This is a genomic window from Roseibium sediminicola (assembly GCF_023156505.1).
GTDB lineage: Bacteria > Pseudomonadota > Alphaproteobacteria > Rhizobiales > Stappiaceae > Roseibium > Roseibium sediminicola.
The window spans coordinates 426,251-443,768 of the sequence record NZ_JALNMJ010000002.1 but is presented as its reverse complement, the minus strand read 5'-3'; the positions used below and the strand labels follow the sequence as shown (position 1 = coordinate 443,768).

Below are 17,518 nucleotides of genomic sequence, written 5' to 3'. Positions count from 1 at the left end.
CCAAAGCAGATCGGTGCTTCATGAATATCTTTGCGGACTTCACGCAACGCGTCAAAAACATTCTTCAAGATCTTGATTTGAAAGACGCTGATGGCGCGTCACCAGACCTGGATCGCGTCGTTGTCGAAGCGCCGCGCGATCCGGCGCACGGCGACCTGGCGACAAACGCGGCCATGGTGCTGGCCAAGCCGCTTGGCATGAAACCCCGGGATCTGGCCGAACAGCTGGTTTCGAAACTGAACGAAGATCCGGAAATCACCGAAACGACGGTTGCCGGGCCGGGCTTCATCAACATGCGTGTGGCGCCAGCTGTCTGGCATCGGGTGCTTGCGAGCGTGCTGGAAACAGGCACCCGGTTCGGGGCGCAGGCGAAAGACGCGCCGCGCAAGGTCAACGTGGAATATGTTTCGGCCAACCCGACGGGGCCGATGCATGTCGGTCACATTCGCGGGGCGGTGGTCGGAGATGTCCTGGCCAACCTGCTGGAGTTCGCCGGCAATGAGGTGGTCAAGGAATATTACATCAACGATGCCGGCTCGCAGATCGACACACTGGCGCGCAGTGCCTTTCTTCGCTACCGCGAGGCGCTTGGCGAAGACATTGGCGAGATCCCGGCCGGTCTTTATCCAGGCGACTATCTGAAGCCGGTCGGAACGCTTCTGAAGGATGAATTCGGCGACAGCCTGAAGGACAAGGATGAGGCGGAGTGGCTGCCGCTCGTCAAGGAACGGGCCATTGCCGCGATGCTCGATCTGATCCGCGAAGACCTGGCCACGCTCGGTGTGACCCATGAAGTGTTCTATTCGGAACGGACCCTGCATGAGCGTGATGGGAGCAACGGCTCCAAGATCGACCACATGCTGGACACGCTCTGGGAAAAAGGCCTCGTTTACCAGGGCACTTTGCCGCCGCCCAAGGGTCAAGTACCGGAAGACTGGGAAGACCGGGAGCAGACCCTGTTCAAGGCCAGCGATTTTGGCGACGACACCGACCGGGCTCTGAAGAAGTCCGACGGGTCCTATACCTATTTTGCCGCCGACGTTGCCTATTTTCAGGACAAGTTCGAGCGCGGCTTCGACGAAACCATCTATGTGCTCGGCGCCGACCATGGCGGCTACGCCAAACGCCTCCAGGCGGTCGGCAAGGCCGTCTCTGACGGCAAGACCGATGTCATCGTGCGGTTTTGCCAGCTGGTCAAGCTGATGCGGGACGGCGAACCGGTGAAAATGTCAAAGCGTTCAGGTGACTTCATCACCTTGCGTGAGGTTGTTGACGAGGTTGGTTCGGATCCGGTCCGGTTCATGATGCTGTTTCGCAAGAACGATGCGCCGCTCGATTTCGACTTCAAGAAGGTCACCGAGCAGGCAAAGGAAAACCCGGTCTTCTACGTTCAATACGGCCATGCGCGTTGCCGGTCGGCCTTCCGCAACGCCAAGGACGAGTTCACGTCCTGCGGATTTGACGACGGTGATCTGGCTGGCGCCGACTTTGCTCTTCTTGACGACGTCGGAGAGCTGGAGTTGCTGGCAAAGATGGCTGAGTGGCCCAAACTGGTGAATGTCGCTTCGGATACACACGAACCGCACAGAATCGCTTTTTATCTGTATGAATTGGCGAGTTCTTTGCACAGCCAATGGAACAAGGGCAACGATTTGCCGCATTTACGCTTTATTCAGGCCGGTAACTTGAAATTAACCCTAGCGCGTCTTGCTTTGGTTCGTGCAGTATCTTTGGTGCTCGCTTCAGGATTAACGATTCTCGGCGTGAATGCTCCTGAAGAAATGCGCTAGATTATTCACGGCCGCCCGAGACATTGAATTTGTTTCGCAATGGCCGAAGTGGACCGGTTTGCGTATAGCTTATGTCACAAGACTACGAAACAAAGCGACCTGATTTGCGCGCCTCCCGGAATGAACCGGGTGGTGGGACGTCGGCTGCGGAGGATCCGCTGGTTGAGCTCGCGCGGATTGTCCACAAGAACAAGCAATCGGGGGCGGATGTGAGCAGTGGCCGCGTAGGCAGCACGGACTATTTTGCAGGACTTGATGATGTGGCGGGCGATCCACCGGTCGCGGACGCTCCGCCGGTGCGCCGCGAGCCAACCTTCGCTCCAACACCGGCGACGCCCTTCACCAGCCTGGAGAACAATCAGGCCGAACCGCTTGTGACGGAAGCGGCCGCTCCGGCCAGTGTTTCGTCTCTCGATGAGCTCAAACAGGCCTTTGAAGCGTCAGCGCCGGCTTCAGCTGAAAGGTCTTCGCATGTATCCGCGCTTTGGCCCGACATGCCCTCTCGCGAGCCGGAAACGACCTCTTTTGATCAACCGGCCGAGTCCGCTGTTCCCTTCGAAAGCACTCAGCCGGCGCCAGTCACGCCGACTGTGCCGCGGCGCGAAAGCTATCCCGCTTTCGAACCTGTCGCGGCCAATGATCCGACAAGCCTGAACCCGGCCTTGTTGGGAAATCTTGAGCAAAACCTCACGGCAGAACTCGAGGACGAGTTGCTCGGAGCGCTGCGGCAATCGGTCGATGAGACGCAAGTCGTCGAAAAACCAAAGGCCGAGCCGCCTATCGATCCATTCGGAGCGGAGCAGCACAAAACCGTCCCGGCCGGTGCCGGCTCGACACAACCGCCTCTGGAAAGCTACCGGGTCGAAACCGGAAACCGTCCAGACGAGGCTGTGCAACCGGCGTCAGCGGCGGACCAAACGCACGTGCCCTTTGGCCGGTTTGAAACAGGCGCTGAAGCGGCGACCAGCCATGAACCTGTTTCTCCGGTTGTACCGGTGTTCCGCGATGGGCCGCGACTGGATGAGCCGGTCACGCCGCCGGAGCCCGCGCCTGTTCAAAGGCCGCGCATCGACGAAGACGATCTATTCGCCGCGTTGAACCCGGTACAGCCCGCAGCACCTTCGACGCAACACTATCCGGATACCGGCCCCGCAGGCGAACCGGCCGGTATTGACGCCTTGTTCGCCGACCTCGATTTTCCGCCGCCCGGTGAAAGAAAGACAGCGTCCCCGATTGAGCCCGCACCGGCACAGGACAAGCATGACTGGCAGGATCTGCACAGCGAAGACACGTCAGGCGCCTCTGAAATCGATGACATGACCTGGCCAGCAGCAGCTGCCGCCGTGCCGCAGTCCGAGGACGACGAAACGCCGCCACCGCCGGAAGGCTATGATCTGGACGCCGTTGCACGGGCGATGCAGGAAAGCGATCCGAGCCTGACCGGGGCAGGGGTGCTGCCGCCGCATTCTTCGGCTGAGCGCGAAGCCGTGCCGCGGGCCCGCGAGAAATCGCGCCGGGGCATGATCGTTGCAGCAGGCGTGATCGGTGTTGCCGTTCTGGGCGGCGCGGGCTTCTTCCTGTTCGATGCCGATTCCGTGGTGGTGCCGAGCGGTCCGCCGCCAATTATCAGCGGTCTGCAAGAGCCGCTGAAGATCTATCCCGATCAGGCACAGGCGCCGGCCGATGACCAGGCGAAACTGATTTACGATCGGGTCGGAGGCAACGGTGTAGGTGGCCCAGACCGGCTGGTTCTGCCGGAATCGCCGCAACCCGCGGAGCTGCCTCCGGCACCAGCGGGTACGAATAGCGGTGCGGAACTGGTCCCGGGCGCTCCCAAGCGGGTTCGTACCGTAATTGTCCGGCCTGACGGGACGTTCGTTTCGGACGATGATCAGGCGGCACCGGCCGCAGCCGTACCTGCGCCCGCAACGCCGGCAACCAACGATGCCGCGCCTGCGGCGGATACGGATGCTTCCAGGGTCGTTGCGGCGACACCGATCGCACCGCAAACAACCGACACGCCAGTGTCGGCGACCGACGCTCCGGCAATATCGGATGCGCCGGCAATTGTCTCCGGAACCGATCAGCCGGACGCCGTACCGGCCGTGAACGAACCGGCTGCGCCCGTACCGAGCGTTCTGCCACGCAAAAAGCCGGCCGCGCCGGTCCAGGTGACCAGCGCTCCGCCGGCAACGACGGCGCCGGCCGCAACCGCACCGGCGGCCCGCAATGACGGCCCCTTGAACCTGACGCCTCAGGCGAGCGCGCCCGCGGCTCCCGCCGCACCGGCAACACCGGCGGTTTCCGGCTCGACGGGGACGATCGCGCCGGGAACCTACATCGTGCAGGTGACCTCGCAACGCTCGGCCGCGGCGGCATCGGATGCCTATTCTGGCCTGCAGCGCCGGTATCCGTCCGTCCTCGGCAACCGCAACGCGGTCATCGTCGCAGCCACTGTCGAGGATCGGGGCGTGTTCTACCGGGCCCGCATCCCGACCGGTTCACGCGACGAAGCCATTTCGCTGTGTGAGAGCCTGCAGGCGGCAGGCGGCGACTGCTTCGTGCGTCGGCAACCCTGAGAAAGCCTGTCTTTGAACAAAGGGCCGCCGTTCGCTCCGAACGGCGGCCCTATTATTCGGCGGCTTCGATTGGCTTGAGGGCAGGGGCACCCGTCAAAAGCGGGGCCATATTCCGATAGACCTGAGCGATTGCGTCCATGGCCTGGCGGACCGCCGGCTCTCGGCGCAAGTCCCGGTGCACAATGATGTGCTCGGCATTGGTCAGCTCCGCCAGAGGCGGGGTCAGCTGCACAAGATCCGGGTTCTGGGCCCCCATGAAGACCGGCAGCAAGGCCAGGCCGGCACCCGAAGACGTCATGTTCATCAAGGTGGTCATCGTGTTGGAGCGAAGAAGCGGCCGTTTGGATAGGCGGCAGTCCAGCCACTGCATGTGGGAGGGATACCAGAGATCGTCCGGCGCGAAGCCCAGCCAGTTGCAGGTCTTGTAGCGATCCTCAGTCCGTGCCGACGGATTGTTGGCGATATAACCTGCCGAACCGAACACAGCATAAGCCAGATCGCCGATCTTACGGGCTATCAGCGTGTCGGTTTCGGGCAGGCAATTGCGGATCTGCAATTCGATGCTGCGGGATTGGTGATTGACGGACTGATGACTGGAAATCAGTTCCAGTTCGATGCCGTCCAGAAGGGCGGTCAGCTCGGCAAACCGATCGGTTAGGACCCGGGCACGCACCTCGTCCACCGCCACGCGAACGACTTTCAAGGCAGAGCCTGACAGGTCCGGCAGAATCCGCGCGGCCGCCTCCGCGCGTTTGCGCATGTCGTCGGCGAGCGGGATCAGCCGCAATCCGGCTTCGGTCGGCTTTAGCCCTGTCGGCGTGCGGTCAAACAGGCGGGCGCCGATCTTGTCCTCGAACATCTTGAGCCTGCGGCTGAGCTGCGGCTGGCTTATGTCGAGCGACTTGGCGGCTCCCGACAGCGAGCGCATACGGGCGGCGGCATCGACGAGTTTCAGGTCATCCCAATTCATGATCTGGATATACCAAAACGCAGCATGGGCGGCAATGGTATGCAATTGCGCATACCATACATCGATATTTCCGGACTGCTGGAACAACGCGCCAGCTGTTAGGAGAGGGCAGAGAAAGGAACCTGCCAATGTCCGTTCACTCCCGCTTTCACAGACCTGAAAACACCGCATTCGCCTTCGGCCTGGCTCTTGCGGGAATGTCGGCGTTCACGCCGATCTTTGCCGCGGGCAAGATCGCCGATGGCTTGTTGCCGGTCGCAGTTCTGGTCTGGCTGCGCTTCCTGGGCGGAGCGGCGACGATCCTGTCGGTCGCCGCGGTCCGCCGCGTTCCGGTGTTCTCCCGCGTGAGCGGGCTCTGGAAACTGCATCTTTTACGGGCGTTTTTCGGTGTCGGCGGTCTGGCCTGTTCGATTTATGCCGCCACCGTTCTGCCGCTGGCCGATGCGACCGCAATCGGCCTGACCAAGGGGATCATAGCAATCGTGCTCGCTGGTATCATCCTGAAGGAGGTGATCACCGGCCGGCACTGGATTGCGGCTGTCCTGTGCGCAGGTGGTGCCTATCTGGTCGTGCGGGCCGCCGATGGCGGCGGCGATTACGGCGACCTGGCCTTTGCCGGTATTGCTTCGGCGCTTGCGGCGGCGCTGTTCATGGCCTGTGAGGCCCTGATCATGCGCTATATCGCCCAGCGCGAAGACACCGTCACGATCCTTGCCTATGTGAATGTCTTCGCCGCGCTGCTGCTGACCGGTCCTGTGTTCTGGCTGGTCGTTTCAGAGGAGATCAAAATGCAGGCCTTGGTGGCCTTTGCATGGATGGGGCCGCTCGCGATTGTCGGCCAGTCCATGAACATTGCCGCCTATCGGCGCGCGGGCGCCGCCACCCTTGCACCGGTCTATTACGGCACGGTTGTCCTATCGGCCATCTTCGGCTTTGCCGTCTGGGGAGAAGTGCCCGCGCCGATTGCAATTTTCGGCGCCATGATGATCATCGCCGGCGGCGCGGTTCTGACCCTGCCAAATCCTTTCCGGAAGGCACGGCAAGTCCCCTGATTGCGGTCAATCAACGGTGAGCAAGCGGTTGACCAGGAACGGCAGGCTTTCATCCAGGCGGTAATCGATCGAGGAGTGATTGTCGCCGAATTCCTGGTAGACATGCTCGATGCTGGCCGCTTCAAGTTTCCGGTGCATCCGGCGGGCGCCATAGACCAGATTGTATTGATCGACGTCGCCGCATTCGAGCCAGAGCCCCTTGAGCGATTTGAGCGCCTGGTGATGATCATCGACCATGTGGACCGGATCCCAGGCGAGCCAGGCATTCCAGCGCTCTTCGATCACCTCACAGGTCTCCGGGTCGACCGGCAGGCGAATGCCGCAAAAGACATCCGGATCCGGATCAGGGTCATAGGTCGCCGCCATGGCGAAGGTCATCAGGTCATGCAGCGAATTGCCCGGATATTTCGGGCCCTTCTCGAAATCCCGGACGAAGGCCTCGATCGAGCCGGCTTTCTGGATGGCCCGCAGTGCGCTCGGCATTTCCGGCAGGTAACAGAGTTCGAAGGCCATGTCGCCCGAATGGCAAGCCGCTGCCGACCAGATGTCCGGATATTTCATGGCATGTACGATAGCGCCGTAGCCGCCGGAGGACTTACCGAAAATGCCGCGTTTGCCCGCGCCGCCGCATTTGAACCGGTTTTCCACGTCTTCCAGCATTTCTGTGGTCAGCCAGGTGCCCCAGGGGCCCATGGCGTCGCTGTCGATATACTGATTGCCCCCGAGACGGGTGAAACAGTCCGGAAAGGCGACCGCCACCGGCGGCAGGTCGCCGTCATGGATCAGGCGGTCGAGACGTTCGGGAACGTTTTCGCCGAAATTCTTCCAGTTGACATGCGCCGGGCCACCGGCCGTGAACCCGACGATATCCACCAGAAGCGGCAAGCCGTCGCCGTCATGGCCATGTGGCGTATAGACAATGATCTCGCGCGTCGCCGTGTCGCCCAGCCGGTTGTGCCCGAGTATTTCCGATCTGTGGGAAAACCGGTGCAGGTTTCCGGCAGGGATGTCGAGGCGTGCGCGCATGGATGGCTCCGATCTGCTGAAGGACACGTGGCCTCTAGAAAGCAAGTTCACGGCGGAGGCGCAAGAGCCGGGCTTTGCATTTCTTGACGGGTTGGGGCGCGGCGGCTAAGCCGGTCCCATGAGCAAAGCCTTTGTAAGCGGGTGCGCCGGCCCGAACCTCACCAATGACGAAATCATGTTCTTCCGGGACGAACAGCCCTGGGGGCTGATCCTGTTCGGTCGCAATATCGAGACCCCCGATCAGGTCGCCAGTTTGACGGCAGCATTTCGCCAGGCCGTCGGCCGCGATGATGCGCCGGTTCTAATCGATCAGGAAGGCGGGCGGGTGCAAAGGCTCAAGCCGCCGCACTGGCGCAGATATCCGGCGCCGAAACTCTTTGGCGATCTTTATGACAGGGATCGCGACGCTGGCCTCCGGGCGGCATTTCTTGGCGCACGGCTGATCGCGGAGGACTTGCGCAAGGTCGGTATCACCATCGATTGCTTTCCGTGCCTCGATGTCCGGTTCCCTGACACGGTCGATGCGATCGGCGACCGGGCACTGTCTTCCGATCCGGAGATTGTCGCCGTCCTGGGACGTGCCATGGTGAATGGCGCCCTTGCAGGTGGGGTCCTGCCGGTGATCAAGCATATTCCGGGTCACGGCAGGGCTGTCGTCGACAGCCATCTGGAGCTTCCCCGGGTCGCCGCGGAACGATCTTCTTTGGAAAGCGTGGATTTCCGGCCCTTCAAGGCACTTTCGGACGTGTCATTGGGCATGACAGCCCATATTGTATACGCAGGGATCGACGCGGAAACGGCCGGCACACAGAGCGCAAGGGTGGTCGGTGAGGTCATCAGGGGCGACATAGGCTTCGACGGCTGCCTGATGAGCGACGACATTTCGATGAAGGCGCTTGGCGGCGATTTCGGGGACCGGTCTCGCAAGATCATTTCCGCCGGTTGCGACATCGTTCTGCACTGCAACGGTGATATGGACGAGATGCGGGCCGTGGCCAATGTGGTGCCGGAGCTCACAGGAAAGGCCAAAGATCGCTGTGACAAGGCATTGAGCGGACGGCGGCATCCGGACGCGGGATTTGACGAACAGGCTGCCTGGGAGGAGTTCCGGGGTTTGACAGGCTGGCAAGGGGTGTAACCGGGGCGTTCATGACGGAGCTCGAAAGCAACAAGCAGATTGCCGATGACGGTTCCTTTGATCTCCTGAGCACGGTTAGTTCAGGCGAGGACCGGACCCTGTCCGACCCCCAGCTCGTTGTCGATGTCGAAGGGTTCGAAGGACCGCTTGATCTGCTGCTGGGTCTGGCGCGCACGCAGAAGGTCGATCTGGCGCGGATTTCCATTCTCGAGCTGGTCGAACAATATCTCGAATTTGTCGCGGAGGCCCGTCGCATGCGCCTGGAGCTGGCGGCCGACTATCTGGTCATGGCTGCCTGGCTGGCGTTCCTGAAATCGAAACTTCTTCTGCCCGAACAGCGCGATGAAGACGAACCGACCGGGGAAGAACTGGCGGCAGCGCTCGCCTTTCGCCTGCGCCGCCTGGAAGCCATGCGCGAGGTGTCGGAAAAGCTGATGGTGCGCAACCGCCAGGGCAGGGACGTGTTTCACCGGGGCGCGCCCGAAACCATGTCGGTGGATCACAAGAGCATCTGGGATGCATCGATCTACGATCTCCTGTCGGCTTATGCGACCCAGAGGCAGCGCCAGTCTGTAACCTCGGTACGCGTTCTCCGGCGCACCGTCTGGTCGCTGCAAGAGGCGCGCGAGCTCTTGACGAAGCTGGTTGGCAGGGTCAGCGAATGGGCGCCGCTCAACGCCTATCTGCGTGACTATCTTTACGACAACAAGGACTGGGCGACGATTGTTGCCAGCACCTTCTCCGCCAGCCTGGAAATGGTCCGCGAAGGCCAGGTGGAAATCCGGCAGGGCGAACCCTTCTCGCCGGTCTATATCCGCTCGATCGCCAGGGAAGAAGAACAAGATGTCTGAGATGGATCTGTATGAAGCGGAGAGACGGCCCGCGCCGACGGATCTGGCGGGACTGCGCATGGTCGAGGCCCTGTTGTTTGCCTCCGCAGAACCTCTGTCGCTTGAGGAACTGACCCTAAGGCTGCCGGATGGCACGGACGTTCTCGCTCTCGTGGAGGACCTCGAGAAGCTCTATGCGCCGCGTGGGGTCAATCTGGTGAAGGTCGCCGGCAAATGGTGTTTCCGGACCGCCGAGGATCTCGCTTTTCTAATGCATCGCAACGTCGAGGAGCAGCGCAAACTCTCCCGCGCGGCCCTGGAGACGCTTGCGATCATCGCCTATCACCAGCCGGTGACCCGCGCGGAGATCGAAGAAATCCGGGGGGTGTCGACCTCCAAGGGAACCCTGGACGTGCTGCTGGAGACCACCTGGATCCGCATGCGCGGCCGCCGACGCACGCCGGGCCGACCGGTCACTTATGGCACCACGGACCAGTTCCTGATCCATTTCGGCCTGGAAACCGTCAAGGATCTGCCGGGTCTTGAGGAACTCAAGGGAGCCGGTTTGCTCGACAGTGCTATTCCGGCCTCCTTCATGGTTCCGGCTCCGAACGACGATGCCGCATTGACGGAAGACGAGGATCCACTAGAAGACGGGTCTCTGTTTGATGACGATGATGCGGAAGACCCCGCCGGAGCCTGATGCCAAACCGCAAGATGACGAGCCTCTCCGATGGCAACAGCCATCCGCTGAGCTGGGGAGCGCCCGGGACCGCCGGTGCGACCTTTGCCGCCGGTCTCGTTTTTGAGAATGTCTCGCACGATTATGACGGGGTCGAGTCCGTTCGGGACCTCAGCCTGTCGATCGCGCCCGGCGAGATCCTGTGCCTGCTTGGACATTCGGGCTGCGGCAAGACGACCCTGATGCGCATTGCCGCCGGCGTGGAACGCCAGAGCCGCGGCAAGGTCCTGATCAATGGCAGAGAAATTGCCGGCGACACGCTGTTCGTACCACCGGAGAAACGCGGCATCGGTCTGATGTTCCAGGACTATGCGCTGTTTCCGCATATGAGCATCCTGGCCAATGTCATGTTCGGTCTGACCGCCATGTCGAAGAAGGAAGCCAAGGCGGCGGCCTTGAGCGCGCTTGGCCGCGTGGGCCTTGCCGACTATGCCGCCGACTATCCGCACGCTCTGTCCGGCGGCGAGCAGCAACGCGTGGCGCTGGCGCGGGCGCTTGTACCCCGGCCGGGGATCCTCTTGATGGACGAGCCGTTTTCCGGTCTCGACAAGCGTCTGCGCGACACCGTGCGCGATGAGACGCTTGCGGTCATCCGGGAAACGCGGGCGACCTGCATCATCGTTACGCACGACCCGGAAGAGGCGATGCGCATGGGCGACCGGATCGCGCTGATGCGCCGCGGACGGCTGGTCCAGCACGGCACCGCCGCTGATCTTTACAAGGACCCCGTGGATCTGTTTGCTGCCCGCTTCTTCTCCGAGCTGAACCAGCTGGAAGGCAAGGTAACCTCGACGGGTGTCGAAACGCCGGTGGGCCTTCTGGCGGCAACTGACTTGCAGGAAGGCCAGACGGTCGATGTCTGCGTCCGGCCGCAGGGGATCATTCTGAACACCGCCGGTCTTTGCGGCGTTCCGGGCCGAATCCGGTCGAAGAGGTTTGTTGGAGAGGTCGATCTTCTGTCGATTGCGATCGACGGATTGAACCATCCGTTGCAGGCCCGGGTGCGCGCCGGCAGCCCCTGGGAGCAGGGAATGGATGTCGCGATCACGACGGATCCGAAAGACGTGCTTGTATTTCCCAGGCACGAGACCCAGTTTTAACCAAGATTGCGTGCATCATCATTCTGTCTAAGTGCAGGAAATGATCTTGTCAGGCATGTTGCAGGGAGGAGGCCCTTTTTGTAAGAAGGGCCTAAGGGCATTAATGCCGGGTATCAGGAGTTTGGCGTATGGGAATTAGTATTTGGCAGATCTTGATCATCGCCGTGGTGGTGGTTCTGCTTTTCGGTCGCGGAAAGATTTCCGACCTCATGGGCGACGTCGCCAAGGGAATCAAGAGCTTCAAGAAGGGCATGGCCGAAGACGACACAGCGGATACCGCGAAGACCATCGATCATCAGGCCAGCGAATCGGCACCGTCCGCAAAAGCTGAAGATCAGACCAAAGCGAGCTGATCTCAATCTGCATCGCGTCTCCTTAAGGGACGATACATCTCATGTTCGATATCGGCTGGACCGAACTCTTGGTGATCGCCTGCGTGGCGATCATCGTTGTGGGGCCAAAAGACCTGCCGCGCATGCTGCGCACGCTTGGGCAGACGATGGGAAAGATGCGGCGCATGTCGCGGGAGTTCCAATCGACCTTCAATGACGCCCTGCGGGAGGCCGAGCAGCAGGCCGACATTGCCGACATGAAGAAGCAGGTCGAAAGCGCCGCGAACTTCAACCCCCTTGGCGATTTGAAGAAATCGATCGAGGAGGACGGCGCCAAGAAGGCCTCGGCCACTCCGGAAAAAGACAAGACGGCCGAGACCGCCGCGCCTGCCGCTGAATCAGCTGCGACACCGGTCACGGCGGAAAAGCCGGAAGAAACCGCGAAAGCGCCGGCAGATCCCGAAACCAAACCGGCAGACCGGCCTGTGACGGAAGAAGTGAAAGCATGAGTCAGGAAGATATCGACGCCTCCAAGGCGCCCCTGATCGAACACCTGATCGAATTGCGCCAGCGGCTGATGTGGTCGATAGCCGCTATCCTGGTGATGTTCGTCATCTGCTTCTATTTCGCCACCGACATCTACAACATTCTGACCGTGCCCTATCTCAGGGCCGCTCCGAATCCCGACACCGTGCAGATGATCTTCACGGCGCCGCAGGAATGGTTCTTCACCCAGCTGAAACTTGCCCTGTTCGGGGCGTTGTTCCTGGCCTTTCCGGTCATCGCAAGCCAGATCTACATGTTCGTGGCGCCAGGCCTATACAAGAACGAACGGGGCGCGTTCCTGCCGTTTCTGGTGGCAACGCCGATCCTGTTCCTGATCGGCGCCTGCCTGGTCTATTTCCTGGTGATGCCGATGGCGATGGGGTTCTTCCTGTCCCAGGAGCAGGTCGCCGGCGCCGGCAAGGTTGCCATTCAGCATCTTGCCAAGGTCAGTGAATATCTCGGCCTGATCATGATCTTGATCTTTGCCTTTGGTCTGGTGTTCCAGCTTCCGGTGGTACTGACGCTTCTGGGCCGTGCCGGTCTGGTGTCGTCGGAAGGGCTCAAGCAGAAACGCAAATACGCCATTGTCGGCGCCTTCGCCGCTGCTGCAATTTTGACACCCCCTGACCCGATCTCGCAGATCGGTCTTGCGCTGCCCACGCTGCTTCTCTACGAAGTCTCCATTCTGTCTGTCAGACTGGTGGAGCGCCAGCGCGCCGAGCGGGAAGCCGCGCGCGAAGCGGAAGACGCGGCGGCCTGATCCGGGCATTCGACGCTCCCCGGGCGACAGACGGAAGTGAACAGCAACGACCGTCGTTCGGGAAGCGAAGATGTTTGATATTAGATGGATCCGGGAAAACCCCGAGGCTTTTGACCAGGCTCTGGCTAAGCGGGGCTATGAAGCCTCCGCGGCCAAACTGATTGCACTCGACGATTCCCGCCGTTCCCATATCACCAAGCTTCAGGATGCCCAGGAACGGCGCAACGCCGCCTCCAAGGAAATCGGCAAGGCCAAGGGATCGGGCGACGATGCCCGCGCCCAGGAGTTGATCGACGAGGTCGCTCAGATCAAGGCCTTTATCCAGTCGGGCGAAGAAGAAGAGCGCAAGCTGATTGCCAATCTGGAATCGGCCATGGCCGTCATTCCGAACCTGCCGCATGACGACGTGCCGCAGGGGGCGGATGAAGCCGACAACGTGCTTCTGAAGACCCATGGCGACAGGCCCACCTTCAGCTTCAACGAAGCGCCGAAGGAGCATTACGAGCTTGGCGAAGCGCTCGGCGACATGGATTTTGCCGCGGCAGCCAAGCTGTCCGGGTCGCGTTTCGTCGTGCTGAAAGGCCAGATTGCCCGGCTGGAACGGGCTCTCGGCCAGTTCATGATCGACCTGCATACGCAAGAAAACGGCTACACGGAAGTGTCGCCGCCGCTGCTTGTGCATGGCGATCCGCTCTACGGCACCGGCCAGCTGCCGAAATTCGGCGAAGATCTTTTCAAGACCACGACGGATCACTATCTGATCCCGACGGCGGAAGTTCCGCTGACCAACCTTGTCGCAGGCGAAATCCTGACCGAGGATCAGCTGCCGCTGCGCGTTACCGCGTTGACCTATTGCTTCCGTTCCGAAGCAGGTTCCGCCGGCCGCGACACCCGCGGCATGCTGCGCCAGCACCAGTTCCTGAAATGCGAACTCGTGTCGGTTACCAAGCCGGAAGACTCGCTCTCTGAACTGGAGCGCATGCTTGGCTGTGCGGAAAAGGTCCTGCAGAAACTCGGCCTGCATTACCGCGTCATGACGCTGTGTTCCGGCGATATGGGCTTCGGCGCGCGCAAGACCTATGACATCGAGGTCTGGCTTCCGGGGCAGGATACCTATCGGGAAATCTCGTCCTGTTCGGTCTGCGGCGATTTCCAGGCGCGGCGCATGAATGCCCGCTACCGGCCCGCCGATGCCAAACATCCGGTTCATGTCCATACGCTCAATGGCTCGGGCATTGCCGTCGGACGTGCCCTGATCGCGGTCCTGGAAAATTACCAGAACGGCGACGGCACGATCACGGTTCCGGACGTCCTGCGTCCCTATATGGGCGGTCTGGAAAAAATCGGCTGATTTTGGCAGGGAGCTCCTGACCCGGGAGGTCCTTAAGGGAAAGGCAAATCTTTTTAAAGGGCGGCGATTGCGGAAATTGCTGCCATTTATTCATTGTTTGCACAGTCTGGCGTTGCCTTGGCCGCTGTGCCGAAACCCGCTTTTGGAGCAAGCCTATGCGCATTTTGATCACCAATGATGACGGCATTCAGTCGCCGGGCCTCGAAGTGCTTGAGGGGATCGCGAGGACCTTGTCCGACGATATCTGGGTCATCGCACCGGAAACAGATCAAAGCGGGGTTGCCCATTCGCTGACCTTGAGCGATCCCTTGCGGCTACGGCGCATCGACGAGCGGCATTTCGCGCTCAAGGGCACGCCAACAGACTGTGTCATCATGGGAGTGCGCAAAGTGCTGCCGGGGTTGCCGGACCTGGTCTTGTCAGGGATCAACAGGGGGCAGAACCTGGCCGAAGACGTGACTTATTCCGGCACTGTCGCCGGCGCGATGGAAGGGGCCATTCTGGGCATCCGCTCGATCGCTGTGTCCCAGGCCTATAATTGGGACACGCGCGTCGAGCCGGATTTCTCGACGGCGGAAGTCCATGCTCCGGAGCTGTTCCGGAAACTGATCAGTTTCGATCTACCGCCCTACACGCTGATGAATGTCAACTTCCCGGCCTGTGCGCCGTCAGAGGTCAAGGGTGTGAAGGTAACCGTCCAGGGACACCACGAACAGAGCGGCCTCTCGATCGATGAACGCAACGACGGGCGTGGCTATCCCTATTACTGGCTGCGTTTCCAGGATCGCGGCAAGTCGGTTCTTGATAATTCCGATCTCCAGGCAATTGCCGATGGATATGTCTCCGTTTCGCCGCTACGCATAGATTTGACAGCCCACGATCTGGTGACTCAGCTGGCGGGGGCGCTTCAGTAATCCCGAATGGGGAGCGTTTGATGGCCGGCCAATTGCCCGGCGGGGAAGACAGGGCAGGGGCGACCGCGCTGCCCGACGAAGCCGAGGCCCGTGCGGCGCTGGTTCTGGCGCTCAGGCGGCGAGGCGTTGGTGCGCGCGACGTACTAGCAGCCATTGAACACGTTCCGAGACGTTTGTTTCTGCCGGCCCGCCACCACGGTCTTGCCTATGACGATACGGCCCTGCCGATTGAATGCGGCCAAACGATTTCAGCGCCTTCGCTGGTAGCGTTTGCGGTCCAGGCGCTCGGTATCGCCAAATCCCACGCCGTTCTGGAAATTGGAACGGGCTCCGGATATCAGGCGGCGGTTATGGCGCATTTGGCGGAGCGGGTTGAGACGCTGGACAAATATGCCACGCTCAAGGACCTGGCCGAGCGCCGGTTTGCAGCCCTGAAACTGGGCAACGTGGCAGCACGTCAGGCGGATGGTTTTGACGGGTTGAAACAAAAGGGACCGTTCGACCGGATCATCGTGACGGCGGCAGTGGAGACGGTTCCCGACTGCTGGGTCCAGCAATTGAAACCTGGCGGTTTTCTTATCGCGCCCATCGGACAGGCAAACCAGGTTCAGTCCCTGATCAGGTTTCAGAAAACCGACGGTATCATGACGGCGGAAACGCTGATGCCGATCCGTACCGTGATGTTGCAGCCAGGATTGGCAAAGAAGCTCTGAACGGCAGAGCTAGACCGATTCTGTTGTCCGGGGCAGCTTCCCGCGCCGGGACCGATTCTCCTGCGCAAATTTACTATAAGAGTCTGCGGGCGGTGGCTGATTGTGCCGTTCATTACTGAAGAAACCGCGCTTTTCGGGATTTAGTGCACCGGCCTTTAGCCTTTATAAACCTTACTGCCGTCTACTCTTAACCATAACAGCCATTGTTAGCGGTTTGAGTTAAGGCGATGAAAATGCGGATGCGTACCCTCCGCGGGGATCTGATGGGCAAGGTGGCAACGGCAGCACTGGTGGCTGTGGCGCTTGCAGGATGTTCCAGTGCGACTGAGCGCTTCGGAGCATCGCCCTATTACACCGGCGGTACCCAGAATCAGCGCGACATCCTGAATGGGCCGGCACGGCAGCCGAGCTATCAGGATATTGCCAACGGGCCCGGCGGAACGGCCGCCGGCCTGCCGCCGGCCTCTTCCGAGCCGGTAGTAACAACCGCATCCATTCCCAAGACAACGCCCAGGGTCCAGAGCGCGCCGCTGCCGGCGGTCTCCGCGCCGGCTGCTGCGGCGCCCGTGAGATCCGCGCCGGTCGCGACACTCCCGGCCCCTGAGGCCGCGCATGGCGCCCGGACCTGGAAAGGATGGACCTCCGCCGGCGGTACGCGGGTTCAGATGCGCCAGGGTGACAGCCTCAATTCCATGGCACGCCGCTATGGTGTGCCGATCCAGGCGCTGGTGGCGGTGAATGGCATCGAAGATCCGGCCAAGGTGGGCCCGGGCCAAAGTGTCATCATTCCGACCTATGTCTATTCCGACCGGAATGGTCATGTGAGCACGACGGAAGGCGAAAGCGGCAGGGTCAAGCTGCCCAAGGTGTCAGGCAACGACACCGTCGTCACGGGCTCGATTCCGTCGTCAACGCGCACCCTGCCGCGTCCCGAGCAAAAGCCTGGTGCGCAACCGAGCTTTGCCGACATCAGTCGCGGCGAAGTGGCGGTGGAACCTGTCAGGATTGTTCAGGTCAACACGCTTCCGAAACGCAAGCCCGGCTCATCCGCCCGGCCGTTGACGACAGCTTCTATCTCGGCCCCGGCGACGTCGGCCGGAGTTCCAACGCCGCGCCGGCAACCTGCTCATGCCACTTCTGTTGCTGCAGCACCGTCCGGGTCGGTGGGAACAGAGCAATTGCCGCAGCCCGCCCTGACAAAGGAAGCCAAGCCGACGGCGCCGATCAAAACCCCGGCGACAGTTGCCAGCGTGCGTGAAGACGTCGACACCTCGGCCAAGTTCCGTTGGCCGGTGCGTGGCCGCATCATTTCCGATTTCGGCGCCAAACCGGGCGGCGGACGCAATGAAGGTGTCAATCTTGCGGTTCCGGAAGGCACCGCGGTTCATGCCGCCGATGACGGCACGGTTATCTATTCCGGCAACGAGCTGAAGGGCTATGGCAATCTCATCCTGGTCCGGCACAGCGATGGCTGGGTGTCCGCCTATGCCCACAACAGCGAGCTGAAGGTGAAGCGCGGTGACACGATCCGCAGGGGCGATGTGGTTGCGCTTGCAGGCGCCACCGGCTCGGTCAGCCAGCCCCAGGTGCATTTCGAACTGCGCCAGGGCAACAAGCCGGTCGATCCGCTGAAGCATCTGCCGCAGCGCTGAAACGTTCGGCAACGAAAAATGAA

At 61.3% G+C, this 17,518-nt stretch carries 16 protein-coding genes; 14 read left to right on the top strand and 2 right to left on the bottom strand.

What is annotated here, in order from left to right:
- Positions 1-20 precede the first annotated feature (20 nt).
- Positions 21-1,790 (top strand): arginine--tRNA ligase, encoded by a 1,770-nt coding sequence (argS, locus tag M0H32_RS05040; RefSeq protein WP_248151525.1) that lies wholly within the window; start codon positions 21-23, stop codon positions 1,788-1,790.
- Between the two features lie 209 nt (positions 1,791-1,999).
- Positions 2,000-4,369, top strand: coding sequence for an SPOR domain-containing protein (locus M0H32_RS29605; protein ID WP_248151523.1), 2,370 nt, complete (start codon positions 2,000-2,002; stop codon positions 4,367-4,369).
- A 52-nt stretch (positions 4,370-4,421) separates the two neighbouring features.
- Here M0H32_RS29605 and M0H32_RS05030 read toward each other — a convergent pair whose 3' ends face one another.
- Entirely contained in the window at positions 4,422-5,339 is a 918-nt protein-coding gene (locus tag M0H32_RS05030; protein ID WP_248151521.1) for a LysR family transcriptional regulator, read from the bottom strand.
- Positions 5,340-5,467: 128 nt separating this feature from the next.
- On the opposite strand from M0H32_RS05030, the gene M0H32_RS05025 reads away from it, so the two are divergent.
- Positions 5,468-6,391 carry a DMT family transporter gene (locus tag M0H32_RS05025; RefSeq protein ID WP_248151519.1) on the top strand — a complete coding sequence of 308 codons (924 nt, stop codon included), beginning with the start codon at positions 5,468-5,470 and terminating at the stop codon, positions 6,389-6,391.
- 6 nt (positions 6,392-6,397) lie between these two features.
- Here the strand turns inward: M0H32_RS05025 and M0H32_RS05020 are convergent, their stop codons facing one another.
- On the bottom strand, positions 6,398-7,417 hold the full coding sequence (locus M0H32_RS05020) for an alpha/beta hydrolase (protein WP_248151517.1): 1,020 nt from the start codon (positions 7,415-7,417) through the stop codon (positions 6,398-6,400).
- 118 nt (positions 7,418-7,535) lie between these two features.
- Between M0H32_RS05020 and nagZ the strand changes: the two genes are divergently transcribed.
- From nagZ to M0H32_RS04965, 11 genes are all read left to right on the top strand, one after another.
- Positions 7,536-8,555: a beta-N-acetylhexosaminidase gene (gene nagZ / locus M0H32_RS05015; protein WP_248151515.1), complete on the top strand. Its 1,020-nt coding sequence runs from the start codon at positions 7,536-7,538 to the stop codon at positions 8,553-8,555.
- A gap of 11 nt (positions 8,556-8,566) precedes the next feature.
- Positions 8,567-9,406, top strand: coding sequence for a segregation and condensation protein A (locus tag M0H32_RS05010; protein WP_248151513.1), 840 nt, complete (start codon positions 8,567-8,569; stop codon positions 9,404-9,406).
- A gap of 1 nt (position 9,407) precedes the next feature.
- The gene (gene scpB, locus M0H32_RS05005) at positions 9,408-10,088 is read left to right on the top strand and encodes an SMC-Scp complex subunit ScpB (RefSeq protein ID WP_248151792.1); all 681 of its coding nucleotides are present in this window, start codon (positions 9,408-9,410) and stop codon (positions 10,086-10,088) included.
- Positions 10,088-11,227, top strand: a complete 1,140-nt coding sequence (locus M0H32_RS05000; protein WP_248151510.1) for an ABC transporter ATP-binding protein — start codon at positions 10,088-10,090, stop codon at positions 11,225-11,227. The genes scpB and M0H32_RS05000 overlap by 1 nt, the downstream gene beginning before the upstream one ends.
- Positions 11,228-11,355: 128 nt before the next feature.
- Positions 11,356-11,580 (top strand): twin-arginine translocase TatA/TatE family subunit, encoded by a 225-nt coding sequence (locus M0H32_RS04995; RefSeq protein ID WP_248151508.1) that lies wholly within the window; start codon positions 11,356-11,358, stop codon positions 11,578-11,580.
- A gap of 41 nt (positions 11,581-11,621) precedes the next feature.
- On the top strand, positions 11,622-12,068 hold the full coding sequence (gene tatB, locus M0H32_RS04990) for a Sec-independent protein translocase protein TatB (protein ID WP_248151506.1): 447 nt from the start codon (positions 11,622-11,624) through the stop codon (positions 12,066-12,068).
- A complete protein-coding gene (tatC, locus tag M0H32_RS04985; protein ID WP_248151494.1) occupies positions 12,065-12,865 on the top strand; it encodes a twin-arginine translocase subunit TatC in 801 nt (266 codons plus the stop codon). The genes tatB and tatC overlap by 4 nt, the downstream gene beginning before the upstream one ends.
- 70 nt (positions 12,866-12,935) lie before the next feature.
- Positions 12,936-14,216, top strand: a complete 1,281-nt coding sequence (gene serS, locus M0H32_RS04980; RefSeq protein WP_248151489.1) for a serine--tRNA ligase — start codon at positions 12,936-12,938, stop codon at positions 14,214-14,216.
- A 155-nt stretch (positions 14,217-14,371) separates the two neighbouring features.
- Entirely contained in the window at positions 14,372-15,130 is a 759-nt protein-coding gene (gene surE, locus M0H32_RS04975; RefSeq protein ID WP_248151487.1) for a 5'/3'-nucleotidase SurE, read from the top strand.
- A gap of 20 nt (positions 15,131-15,150) precedes the next feature.
- Positions 15,151-15,843: a protein-L-isoaspartate(D-aspartate) O-methyltransferase gene (locus M0H32_RS04970; RefSeq protein WP_248151484.1), complete on the top strand. Its 693-nt coding sequence runs from the start codon at positions 15,151-15,153 to the stop codon at positions 15,841-15,843.
- A 239-nt stretch (positions 15,844-16,082) separates the two neighbouring features.
- Positions 16,083-17,495, top strand: coding sequence for a peptidoglycan DD-metalloendopeptidase family protein (locus tag M0H32_RS04965; protein ID WP_248151481.1), 1,413 nt, complete (start codon positions 16,083-16,085; stop codon positions 17,493-17,495).
- The last annotated feature ends 23 nt before the right edge of the window (positions 17,496-17,518 follow it).